13 protein-coding genes and 2 pseudogenes are annotated in these 11,742 nt (G+C 43.2%); 12 read left to right on the top strand and 3 right to left on the bottom strand.

What is annotated here, in order from left to right; all coding sequences use genetic code 11:
* The first annotated feature begins 91 nt into the window (after positions 1-91).
* The 9 genes and pseudogenes from H6G40_RS16620 to H6G40_RS16660 form a co-directional block, all read left to right on the top strand.
* A complete protein-coding gene (locus tag H6G40_RS16620) occupies positions 92-382 on the top strand; it encodes a type II toxin-antitoxin system RelE/ParE family toxin (RefSeq protein ID WP_042790730.1) in 291 nt (96 codons plus the stop codon).
* Positions 383-390: 8 nt separating this feature from the next.
* The gene (locus H6G40_RS16625) at positions 391-678 is read left to right on the top strand and encodes an addiction module antidote protein (protein ID WP_002736628.1); all 288 of its coding nucleotides are present in this window, start codon (positions 391-393) and stop codon (positions 676-678) included.
* A 1-nt stretch (position 679) separates the two neighbouring features.
* A pseudogene (locus tag H6G40_RS16630) lies at positions 680-958 on the top strand (type II toxin-antitoxin system VapC family toxin); the annotation flags it as partial.
* A 4-nt stretch (positions 959-962) separates the two neighbouring features.
* Entirely contained in the window at positions 963-1,151 is a 189-nt protein-coding gene (locus H6G40_RS16635) for a hypothetical protein (protein ID WP_042790729.1), read from the top strand.
* 141 nt (positions 1,152-1,292) lie between these two features.
* The gene (locus tag H6G40_RS16640; protein ID WP_002737342.1) at positions 1,293-2,957 is read left to right on the top strand and encodes a tyrosinase family protein; all 1,665 of its coding nucleotides are present in this window, start codon (positions 1,293-1,295) and stop codon (positions 2,955-2,957) included.
* A gap of 385 nt (positions 2,958-3,342) precedes the next feature.
* Positions 3,343-3,540 carry a type II toxin-antitoxin system HicB family antitoxin gene (locus H6G40_RS16645; RefSeq protein ID WP_002738180.1) on the top strand — a complete coding sequence of 66 codons (198 nt, stop codon included), beginning with the start codon at positions 3,343-3,345 and terminating at the stop codon, positions 3,538-3,540.
* A 2-nt stretch (positions 3,541-3,542) separates the two neighbouring features.
* Positions 3,543-3,755 carry a type II toxin-antitoxin system HicA family toxin gene (locus H6G40_RS16650; RefSeq protein WP_069473752.1) on the top strand — a complete coding sequence of 71 codons (213 nt, stop codon included), beginning with the start codon at positions 3,543-3,545 and terminating at the stop codon, positions 3,753-3,755.
* Positions 3,756-4,070: 315 nt separating this feature from the next.
* Complete coding sequence (locus H6G40_RS16655; protein WP_024970721.1) at positions 4,071-4,346, top strand: hypothetical protein; 276 nt, start codon at positions 4,071-4,073, stop codon at positions 4,344-4,346.
* Between the two features lie 5 nt (positions 4,347-4,351).
* A pseudogene (locus H6G40_RS16660) lies at positions 4,352-4,522 on the top strand (clan AA aspartic protease); the annotation flags it as partial.
* Between the two features lie 219 nt (positions 4,523-4,741).
* On the opposite strand, the gene H6G40_RS16665 reads toward H6G40_RS16660, so the two are convergent.
* The 3 genes from H6G40_RS16665 to H6G40_RS16675 all read right to left on the bottom strand — a co-directional run bounded on the left by H6G40_RS16665 (position 4,742) and on the right by H6G40_RS16675 (position 8,781).
* The gene (locus H6G40_RS16665) at positions 4,742-6,952 is read right to left on the bottom strand and encodes an aromatic acid exporter family protein (protein WP_069473753.1); all 2,211 of its coding nucleotides are present in this window, start codon (positions 6,950-6,952) and stop codon (positions 4,742-4,744) included.
* 55 nt (positions 6,953-7,007) lie between these two features.
* On the bottom strand, positions 7,008-7,184 hold the full coding sequence (locus tag H6G40_RS16670) for a hypothetical protein (RefSeq protein WP_002735384.1): 177 nt from the start codon (positions 7,182-7,184) through the stop codon (positions 7,008-7,010).
* Between the two features lie 64 nt (positions 7,185-7,248).
* On the bottom strand, positions 7,249-8,781 hold the full coding sequence (locus tag H6G40_RS16675; RefSeq protein ID WP_069473754.1) for an NHLP bacteriocin system secretion protein: 1,533 nt from the start codon (positions 8,779-8,781) through the stop codon (positions 7,249-7,251).
* A gap of 547 nt (positions 8,782-9,328) precedes the next feature.
* Here H6G40_RS16675 and H6G40_RS16680 point away from each other — a divergent pair.
* The 3 genes from H6G40_RS16680 to H6G40_RS16690 all read left to right on the top strand — a co-directional run bounded on the left by H6G40_RS16680 (position 9,329) and on the right by H6G40_RS16690 (position 11,401).
* Positions 9,329-9,931: a DUF3782 domain-containing protein gene (locus H6G40_RS16680; protein WP_069473755.1), complete on the top strand. Its 603-nt coding sequence runs from the start codon at positions 9,329-9,331 to the stop codon at positions 9,929-9,931.
* Positions 9,932-10,054: 123 nt separating this feature from the next.
* Positions 10,055-10,615 carry a DUF3782 domain-containing protein gene (locus tag H6G40_RS16685; RefSeq protein ID WP_002737265.1) on the top strand — a complete coding sequence of 187 codons (561 nt, stop codon included), beginning with the start codon at positions 10,055-10,057 and terminating at the stop codon, positions 10,613-10,615.
* A 246-nt stretch (positions 10,616-10,861) separates the two neighbouring features.
* Complete coding sequence (locus H6G40_RS16690) at positions 10,862-11,401, top strand: DUF3782 domain-containing protein (RefSeq protein WP_008197327.1); 540 nt, start codon at positions 10,862-10,864, stop codon at positions 11,399-11,401.
* Positions 11,402-11,742: the final 341 nt, after the last annotated feature.

The following is an 11,742-nucleotide window of genomic DNA, read 5'->3' on the forward strand; positions in this document are numbered from 1 at the left end:
TGTAACGCACCGTTTCTTTGCTTGAACAAAAGTAGTTAAGCAAGTTTTCCTATTGCTTGTTTTTCCGTATCCTATAGGATACACTTGAAGCATGATTGAAATTCGGGAGACTGAAATCTATTCTCAGTGGTTCGAATCACTGCGCGATCGGGAAGCCAGGGTACGTATAGATATTCGTATTCGGCGTTTGTCCATGGGCAATCCTGGTGATGTAAAACCGATAGGAAAAGGTGTCTCAGAACTTCGTATTGATTATGGTGCGGGATATCGAGTGTATTTCATCCAACGAGGGGACACGTTAATCGTGTTGCTTGCAGGAGGCGATAAACGCACCCAAGATCGAGATATCAAAACAGCTTTAGATTTATCACAAAACCTATAGGAGATCTCATGAACAAAGTTACAACTTATCTTTGGGATGCAGCAGAGCATCTGGAAACAAAAGAAGATATAGCAGCTTATCTTGAAGCCGCTCTTGAAGATGGCGATCCTAACCTAGTGGTAGCAGCATTAGGAGACATTGCTCGATCCAGAGGAATGATAAACATTGCGCGTGAAACAGGATTAGGACGTGAAAGCCTCTATAAAGCTCTGTCACTAGAAGGTAATCCAGAATTTGCCACTGTCCTGAAAGTTATACAATCACTCGGTTTACGGTTGCGAGCTACTCCCATCTAAGAACCTAGCGATTCTGCAAAGTCTCTCTGTGCTTGAGCTTACCGACACTATAGAAGACTTGGGAATGCAATTACTCACTAGAAGTAATCTTCCCGCTAAAGCATCCGATGATGCTATTCACATTGCCGTAGCCACCGTTCATGGATTAGATTACTTGCTAACATGGAACTGTAAACATATTGCTAACGCTCAAATCCAAAAAAAGCTTACCGAAATCTGCCGTGATTTTGGCTATAAATTGCCGACCATTTGTACACCCTATGAATTAATGGGAGAGTAAATTTATGTGGGAAGATGAAATTCTTGAAGAATTGCACAGAATACGAGAAGAGCATGCTAAATCTTTTAATTATGATTTCAAAGCCATATTTGCTGATTGGCAGAAAAGACAAGTCGCGAGTGGCAGACAATTAGTATCACTGCAACATCAACAACAGTCTAACAAGGCGTTGGAGCCGACTACCCAAGAGTGATATGTTTGAGCAAAGGAAATCCGGCAGCGGCTCAACTTTGCCGTTAGATAGCCACAAGCAGAAATTTAGAGGGTATTTTGAAGGATTTGCGAGATTGCTTCCAACCTTTCAGTTCTAGAATCAACACTGCTGGAGATAATTATGTTAAACACGACGTTTATATTCTCTCGTCGCTACTTTCTAAAATCTAGCATTGCTATGACTGGCATAGTAGCAATGCCGTTTGGATATACAGGCAATCAGACACTACCTTCCTCGTCTGTCAGTGAAGCCAAATATACACGCTATAACGTCATGAGTGAAGGAGGCAAAAAAGCGCTGCGTAGTTATGCTAAGGGGATCGAAGCGATGCTTAATCTGTCTGCAGATCATCCACAAAACTGGTTTCGTAACGCTTTTATCCATCTAATGGATTGTCCGCATGGAAACTGGTGGTTTTATGTGTGGCATCGTGGTTATCTAGGTTATTTCGAGCAAACTATCCGTAATTTGAGCGGAGATGATACATTTGCTATGCCCTACTGGGACTGGACGACATTACCACAAATTCCTGATTCCATGTTCGATGATTTACTGACACCACGAAGCAAATCTTTTGAAGCTTATACAAGCAATTTTGCAATTTTCACATCGAAGTTTAAGCCAGCTCTTATAAAATACTGGAGTAGTCTTAATACTGACCAGCTTACGCAACTGAAGATACGAGGCTACACGGGTTTTGATGACTTGTGGAATGATGTAACTGGCTATTCCACTCAGTTAAAAAAGGGAATTGCTGGCAATATGGCTTATGCTACCACCTGTAGTTCACGCTATCTAACACGAGATAACCCAAGTCTTGATGGAAAAACAATGTACGATGTCTCACCCTCTGTTATCCTTTCAGGATTATTACCCAAAGATTTTTATAATTCAAGTAATCAACTTAGTTTTACCAGCGGTAAAACTCCATCGCATAATACTCAACCGAGTAATACTACTAAATTCTCGGTACTTGAGGGGTTACCTCATAACAAAGTCCATAACTATATTGGTGGCGTGGGACCTCTTGATCCCACACCTTATGGAAGCATGACAAATTTCCTATCACCAGTTGATCCAATTTTCTTCTTACACCACTCGAATATTGATCGGTTGTGGGATATTTGGACACGTAAGCAGAAGAGCCTCAATTTACCCTATTTACCCTCCAACGGTGATCTCCAACAGCTTTCTGAAGACCCCTTTCTATTCTATGTAGATGGGAGGGGCAACTATGTGGGCGAGAGTAATGCTGGTCAGTACCTTGATATGGCTAAATTCGAGTATGAATATGAGCCGGGTTTCGGTGAGGAAATTATTAGCCATTCGGTCAGCCAAACTTCAGATACTAACGGAAGTTCGATACCTCTTATCCGTGCCAGTATAAAAGAGAATGTAGCTGAACTTGTAATCCCAACAGCCGCAATCAATAGCCATCTTGCTAATTCGCAGGTTCCCTCGCTGATGATAGAAGTCACTGTGCAACGGTCTAACGACTCAATATTCTCGCGAGAATTTGATGTAATTCTGGGAGCACCACCCAATCTAAATCACGTCGATGCCAATAGCCCTTATTATGCAGGTACAATTGCTTTTTTCGGCAGCATGTCGCACATGGCACGTATGCCACAAGAAGCTTCATTTGTTGTCCCATTGCCAAAATCACCAGAGGCATTTAATTCTTTAGAGGCTACTGAAAGTACCCGCATCAATATTCGCGTTGTCCCTACAAACAGAGAAGGTAGTACACCTATTGTCAAGGGAGTGACTCTGTTCGCCTATTGATACTGCTTATTGACATGATGCATTTGCCCTAGTGCAATATGTTCATGGCTTTTTGAAGTAATTGACTGCATTCTAACAATGCTGTTGCAACGGATTTTTCGGCGATCGTGGATGCGTTTGATGTCGTTTGCAACCGCTGAACAGTGCGATCGCCGATCTTGTAGGGTGCGTTAATGAAATGTAACGGTGCGATTCGTTTCTAGGGGAATAAATAGCCTAGAGTAGCCTGTAGGTTGAACTTCGGCCGTGAGCTTTTGCCGAACGGTTGACGCAAGGAAACCCAACCATATCAAGTTTGCTGTGAGGTTCCGCTGTTGCTACAATTTGATCCCACATCCATAATTCTATCAAGCTAAAATGGAGTGCTATCTAGAAGGAACTTATGATGAAATACAAAATTGTCCTTTATCGTTCTGAAGAAGGAATTACTGTTGGCGTTCCTGCGCTCCCCGGTTGTTGGTCTGAGGGAGATACTGAGGAAGAGGCATTAACCAATATCCAAGATGCAATTCGTGAGTATCTTGCAGCCTTAGAAGAACGCTTGCAAGATGGGGAAATTCGTGAAATTGAAATGCAGGTGTAACTATGCCTAGAATTCCTGGCGTAAATCACCTAGATGCAGTACGAGCCTTGGAGAAGGTAGGCTTTCGGATCATTCGCCAAGGCAAACATATCATCTTGAGTGATGGGGTGCGTCAAGTTGCTCTTCCAAGGCACAATCCAATTAAGGCATTTACAATGGGTGGAATTGTTCAAGATGCTGGTTTGACAGTCGCACAATTTCGTCAACTATTATGAGTGCGATGCCAAAGGCACTGCGTAGCAGATCGCCTCGTCCGTAGGTTGGATTGACCCAAGGAAACCCAACATCAATCAACTCATAACAGAGTGCGATGCCGAAGGCACTGCGTAGCAGCACGCCGATCTTGTAGGGTGTGTTAATGAAGTGAACGCACCTTATCTAATGTTCAAAATCCGTGGGTTACGCTAACGCTAACACAGGCTACATCATATCGATCGCCAAGATTAAGTGATTGCCAAACACACCCTATCAATTCAAAAGAGCGAGATCGTTCAGGTTAAAATGGAGAAGGCAGTCAATGGGGCAAGGCTATGACAGTTCGGCAAAGGCGTTACAGCAAAGAGGAGATGGCTCGTCGGGGGAAAGAACTCTACGAGTCTGGCATTCGGCAGCAAGTCGAAGCGGGTAATGAGGGTAAAATTATCGCGATCGACATCGAAACCGGAGATTTTGAGGTTGATGAAACGGTCGTAGCTGCAACCAATCGGCTATTTGAGCGTAACCCTGATGCCCAGCCTTTTGGAATTCGGATTGGACACCCTGCCGTGTATCACTTTGGTTCGCGGAGCTTAAAGAAGAATTCATGATACACGAAGTCTTGTTTGATTTTTACACTGCAACAGTCATTTGGGATGGGCAATATCGCGAGGTTGATATCGCAGCATCAGAGACAGAGCCGTTGCTCGGAATGGCGATGCTCTACGGTTATCGATTGCAGGTGGATAATGTTGAGGGCGGCATCGTTGAGATCAAAGCATTGTGATCCCATTAAGAAGTGCGATGCCGAAGGTACTGCATAGCAGATCGCCGATCTTGTAGTGGACTGTTTCAGCTAAAATAGGGCAATAGATTTCGGCTTAAAGTCTTAGATTATAGAATTTCTAGCATTTTTCTAATACACCAAATTAGCTGAAACAATCCACTACTGAATATACAGCCCTAAGAGCAGAAATCCTTCAGGCTGATAATATTTGCCTATTACCTATTGGGTGTAGGCAGGTAAGTCTTGACTCATTTGATTTAAGTTGCTGGCAATGGCTTTCATCGTCATAAAAGCCGAGCTAAAGGCGATTAGCTCATTTAAGGGATAACTTCGACTCTCAACCCGCAAACTCAGTAACTGCTTCTCAAGAGATTCAATTTCTTCGATGAGCAATCCTAACTTTGGTGGGTTGAGAATTACCTGGGCAGCGATCGCCTCAGCAATCTCATCAAAAGCGATCGCAGTCTGTCGTGCGATCGCTTGTAATTCAGGTAAAAACTTTTGTCGTATCGGTTCAGGAAGCGGTTGCTGTAGCACATCTTGTAAAGCATCCAGTTGAGCCGAGAGTTTTTGTTCGTAGCCGATGGAGAAATTCCAAAAATTTTGGTGTTTAGTTGCTAAAACTGTGGAAATTTGTTCGAGACTGGCAATCTTAACCGAGGCTGGATGTTGAGCGATCGCCACTGTGATTGCCTGCTTCAGTTGGGGGATATCTGACGGTGGTATCGTATCCTGAAAATAGCCTGACAGCAGTTTTTGATATAGCTGTCCCATTTTCTTAAAAGTCACAGAAAAATCTGTTTCCAGTTGGTTTGTAGCCGATTTTGTCATAAATACAGTGGTCAGCAACACCCCCAGAAACGCACCTACGGGAACTGAAATCAGTGCGGCCCAAATTCCTTGCTCGAAAAAAGGAAAAATATCCTTCCCGATGGCATCGGCTGCTACAATCGCACCGATGCGAGCGATCGGCGTAAACCCCAGCCAAGCACAACTGAAGTAGGCGAAAAAATAAGCCAGACTGCTACTAAAAGGATTATAACCAAAGGACTTGACCAACAGGTAAATACAGAGAATTGTCAAACTCAAGGAAACAGTGGCCGCCCAACCGATCGCGATCGCTCGACCCCTTGTCGGTTGAATGACAGTGACCACTGCACCTATTATCACAATATCTGCCACTTTTTCGTAAGCAGAAGGATAGGGAAACTCGATGTGACGAATAATAGCCAGTAACAAACCAATAACCAGGCCAAGACTGACAATTTCTCTCAGGCGTTTTAGGGATATAGGGGCCCATTTGGGAAAGGTAATCAGGTGTCTTCGCCTGAAAGTTGCAGTTACTTTGGTTTTATCGATTATCCTGCCTCCTAATCCCTCGCATTGTTGGATAAATCGAGATACAAGTTGAATAAATTGATAAAACTGTAGTGATTCTTGAACATCATACCGGTCAATCTCTCCACTTGTTCGGAGATGATCAAGTTTACCCCCAATATTCGCTAAATCTTCTTCTAATTCTCTGAGGTAAGGGGTAGCTAAGATTTTTTTGGCGTTACTCAGATCCCTCAAGCTATCAAAGCTGTCGGTAAGATGAGTCGCCAATTGGTAAAATTCCGCCCTGAACTGATGCACTAAATTTTGTTCATGCTTTTCGCCCTTAAAAGCCATCAGATCAGCTAATTGTCGAGTCAATTGGTTCTGAATTGTCAAGATTTCACTCCAATTTTCTGCCACCAATATCTCACTACCGAATTCATGGGTTGCTTTTGTGAGTATTGAAAGGCTAGTTTGTGTTGATTTTTTAATCTGATTGAGTAAGTTAAGCTCGTTCTGCTCAATAGAAAGAGGATAATCCCGCTCCTCGACCTCAGTTTTTAGGTAGCGATCAAGGATTTTTTGGAACAAGTGCGGTATATCTTGAAGGATTCCCATCAAGTTCCGGTTGAGATCGGATCGAGTATTCTGGGGCCAAAATAGTAAGGCCACAGCAATTCCCACAGCGATTCCGATCCAGTTATCGATCAGGCGCGATCGCAAATAGAGCCAGATATCTTGTTGTGCTGATGTTCCTACCACTCTCATGGCAATTAAAGCGCCCAGTAGTGTGGCTTGGGAATAAGCGGCTTGCCATCGGTAAGTTTCACAGATCAGGGCGGCTAAAATGTAGGTGAGAGAGGGAATGACAAAAAAACTTGAGCCTTGGATTCCGTAGGCGTTCACCAGGATAGCGGCAATGATTCCCCCCAAAGCACTTCCCCCCAAACGCCCCAAACCTGCCGCGATCGCACCTCCCATGGATGGCTCAATCAGTACAGAGACATACCCAAAGACGGGATAAACAAAGTTGTCTAATACATTTCCTCGGTGCCAAAAGAAACTCGTTAAGAGAGCAGCACCTAGGGAAAACTTCAATCCCTGTCTGATCATTAGCCCGTTTTTACTGTCCAAGGTATCTCTATATCCTTTTTCGACTTACTCATTGTTACCCATTAATCGCTCGCTCAATCCCATATAAAATCAGTGCCAAAAACGTCACCAACCAAAACCAAAGCTGAGGAGGCTCACTATGGATCAAGATTACTAAGACAAAGGCTGCGGCGATAATCCACCACTTAAACCACCAAGTCCACCATTGAGAACGTCTTTTCGGATTTTCCATATTAGGTTTAACCGTTTATTCTAGTCGTTGTTTCTTTCAGCTACTTACGCTCGCAAGATTGTGGTTAACGGTCGTACACCCCTGTAATCCAGCGAAAAGCAGGGGTTATATAACTCACCAAAGAACGCTCTTCTACCACGGCATGGACATCTGCGGTAGTCCCGTTGGTAATTCTTTGGGGCGCTCCCTTGGCTTGAGTCCAGTAAAAACCACTGGGTGTATTGCGATCAACCTTCAGCGCTAAAGTGGCTTTGATAACACTTGCATTGACGGGTATAGGCTTATCGCGATCGTCTTCATCTCTACCCAGAAACAGCTTGCTGGCGAGTTCATGACTTCCGACTATATTTGCTAGTTCTGCCACAGTTACCGGCTGCTGATCGACGGAAACGACCTTAGCGACGATACCCCCATAGCGTTCGCGATCATAGAGATCGGGAACGACTTCTACTTCCTGGCCCGGTTCTAATCGTTTGGCATCACCGCTCTTAAACAAGGCCACCACGTTGGTCTTGGCCTTTAGATTGGAGACTTCTAATGTACCTATGCGCCCCCCCGGAGCCAGGACTTCCCCCGGATTAACAGATAAGTCTAAAATCTGGCCGTTGTACAGACTCACTACATTTTTGTTGGCTTGAATAGTGGTTCTTAACGTATTAATCTCTCGTTGCTGGTCAGCGATCGCATTGTAACGAAGAATATCACTGGCTGTATCTTGCAGGTCTATTTGCCGTTTTTCCGTGTTTAGTATATTATTCTGTGCCGTCAATGCGTTCATCTGCGCTCGCAGGCTTTCATCAACCCCCTTCAGGCGATCGAGTTCTATTTGGACGCGATTGATACTATTAGAAGCCTCTAGATTATTGAACTGAAACAAATAGGAGGGAAAATCTAGCTTCGCGACAGCCCCCTCTTCGATAAGTTTATCGTAGGCGGCTAGTCTTTCATCCGTTGAGTTCTGGAAATTTTTAAGATATCGAGCATGGGAGAGATAGGCTTCTCGCTGTTTTTGATTACTGGATAATTGAACTTGAAGTGCTTTAATCTGAAGCTGATTGGCCTTTTGCTGGCGATCTATTGAGGCTGCATTCAATTGGCGACGACTCACTTCAATAGAGTCAACTCTTTTATCCTGTTGCTTGAGATCTGCTAGTCTATCCTTTTTATCCTTTAATTCTGTTTCTAATTCAGGAAACTCTAAAGTTGCCAGTAATTGCCCTTTTTTAACAGAATCTCCCGGTTGAATCAGGAGGGTTAACACCCGCCCACCTTGACGGGGTTCGATATTAACAATAGAACGAGGAATCAAAATGACCGCTCGTCCTTGAATAGGAGTCGGAATCTTACCAACTATCGCCCAATAACTCAGTCCTCCGAGCAAAAGACCCACCGGCATTAAGCGCAGGATTATCTCCCCTAATCTTCCTGTTGGCTCCGAATATTTAAACGGTTTTTCCGAATCAATTTTAGGATCAATTCCCGTTTTTATTTGATTATTATCCTGATGTTCTATTCTAGCCTGCGTTGTTTTCTTCGCACCCATATCTGGCTGCTGATGATTCTGATCAGACATAGATTCTGCTTGATTTTTTGCCATTGTACTGAAATGAGTAAAAATCACTTAATTTTTAATATCATAAACACTCAGAGGGTATTACTTTACATTAGGAAAATCCTCTGAAAAAATCGCTCAAGCTATTTTTGACATAAGATAACTAGGCTACCTCGAAAGATTTACCGAAGGCTCAAACCTTTAAAATTTCCTGTAAGAAACCTAATAAAGTATTACTCTTGATGTGACCTAAAACAACCTAATTAGGGATCAAGTGTTTGAGTCCAACACTCCGACTAGAGAGATAATCTATCGAACGAGTTTACACCATTCTAGCTTCTAACTTACATAAGGCGCATAGCTTTATTGTAACCGTTCAGGGGGGGGATGTCAAGCCGCCAGTGGCATTGACTCAGTGGAAGGACTCTCCAGGGGCAGCACAGAGATGGATACTACTCTTTCACATTAGCCGCTCTTTTCCACGTCTTTTTAGATTATCAGATTTTGTCACCCCCTGAACGGTTACTTCAAGGGAGAAAAAGCGATCGGGCTATAATAGAGAAAATTTCATTTTAACTTGAGAAAATTCATTATGACAGCCACTATTGAAGACATTCGGGCAATACTAAAGGAATTGGCCCAATCCCAACAAGAGTTATCCCAATCCCAACAAGAGTTATCCCAAGCTCAACAAGAGTTATCCCAAGCTCAAAAAGAAACGGATAAACAAATCAAGGAAACAGATAAGCAAATTAACAGAGTTAGTAAGCAGATTGGGGAGTTGGGCAATCGTTTAGGAGAGTTTGTCGAGTGGCAAGTACGTCCTGCGGTGGTGCGTCTTTTTCAAGAGCGGGGTATTGATGTGCATGAGTTTCACCCTGGTATTTCGGTAAAACGGGATAATGAGGGTTTAGAGATTGATCTATTAGTAGTGAATGATACGGATGCCATTTTAGTGGAGGTCAAAAGTAAGTTAACTCAAAGGGATGTGGATGAGCATTTACAACGTTTGGCGAAGTTTAAGCGGTTAATGCCTCGTTTTCGAGATGTAAAGGCCTTGGGAGCGGTGGCAGCGATGATTGTTCCCAATGAGGTGGCGAGTTACGCTTGTCGTCAGGGTTTATTTGTGTTGGTGCAGTCAGGGGAAAATGTAATAATTTTGAATGATGCGGAGTTTACGCCTCGGGTTTGGTAGGTTTAGCTTTCGTTCCACCCCCTCGCTCTTGAGAAATATATCTTAAAATACATTTTACCCACCAAATCCAAGAGAGCCGATTCCATTCCTGCCAATAATCAACTTAACTTGAGAAAATTCATTATGACAGCCACTATTGAAGAGATTCGGGCAATACTAAAGCAATTAGCTCAATCCCAACAAGAGTTATCCCAATCCCAACAAGAGTTATCCCAAGCTCAAAAAGAAACAGATAAGCAAATTAACAGGGTTAGTAAGCAGATTGGGGAGTTGGGCAATCGTTTAGGAGAGTTTGTCGAGTGGCAAGTACGTCCTGCGGTGGTGCGTCTGTTTCAGGAGCGGGGTATTGATGTGCATGAGTTTCACCCCGGCATTTCGGTAAAACGGGATAATGAGGGTTTAGAAATTGATCTATTGGTAGTGAATGATACCGATGCCATTTTAGTGGAGGTCAAAAGTAAGTTAACTCAAAGGGATGTGGATGAGCATTTACAACGTTTGGCGAAGTTTAAGCGGTTAATGCCTCGTTTTCGAGATGTAAAGGCTTTGGGAGCAGTGGCAGCGATGATTGTTCCCAATGAGGTGGCGAGTTATGGTTGTCGTCAGGGTTTATTTGTGTTGGTGCAGTCAGGGGAAAATGTAATAATTTTAAATGATGCGGAGTTTACGCCTCGGGTTTGGTAGGTTTAGCTTTTTCTCGAAATCTTATAGGTTCTGTGCGATCAGTTTAACTTACAATATGAGCGATCTTTGTGTCCTTTGTGTCTTTGTGGTTCGTTCCACCCCCTCGCTCTTGAGAAATATATCTTAAAATACATTTTACCCACCAAATCCAAGAGAGCCGATTCCATTCCTGCCAATAATCAACGCTAAAATTATACTAAATCCCTTGAGTATAGGCTACATCACTTTAACCTGAGAAAATTCATTATGACAGCCACTATTGAAGAGATTCGGGCAATACTAAAGCAATTAGCTCAATCCCAACAAGAGTTATCCCAAGCTCAAAAAGAAACAGATAAGCAAATTAACAGAGTTAGTAAGCAGATTGGGGAGTTGGGCAATCGTTTAGGAGAGTTTGTCGAGTGGCAAGTGCGTCCTGCGGTGGTGCGTCTTTTTCAGGAGCGGGGTATTGATGTGCATGAGTTTCACCCCGGTATTTCGGTAAAACGGGATAATGAGGGTTTAGAGATTGATCTATTGGTAGTGAATGATACGGATGCCATTTTAGTGGAGGTCAAAAGTAAGTTAACTCAAAGAGATGTGGATGAGCATTTACAACGTTTGGCCAAGTTTAAGCGGTTAATGCCTCGTTTTCGAGATGTAAAGGCCTTAGGAGCGGTGGCAGCGATGATTGTTCCCAATGAGGTGGCGAGTTACGCTTGTCGTCAGGGTTTATTTGTGTTGGTGCAGTCAGGGGAAAATGTAATAATTTTAAATGATGCGGAGTTTACGCCCCGGGTTTGGTAGGTTTAGCTTTTTCTCGAAATCTTCTAGGTTCTGTGTGATCAGTTTAACTTACATAGGATCGATCTTTGTGTCCTCTGTGTCTTCGTGGTTCCTTCCACTCCCTCGCTAGGAGAAATTTATCTTAGAATACATTTTACCTACCAAATCCAAGAGAGCCATGAGAGTGGAGAGATTTAAAATTTAGAGATTTTATTTTTCTCCAAACGTTGAGAGTCTCAAACCCAATTTGAATTACTATTAGGGACTTCCAAAAAATAAACTATTCATTCTCAAGAATAATAATCATTCTCGGAGTGTGGGAGGTAGGGATCGATGGTTGCCCCCTCCTTCCAATTTTGTAG

Source organism: Microcystis viridis FACHB-1342 (assembly GCF_014698335.1).
GTDB lineage: Bacteria > Cyanobacteriota > Cyanobacteriia > Cyanobacteriales > Microcystaceae > Microcystis > Microcystis ichthyoblabe_A.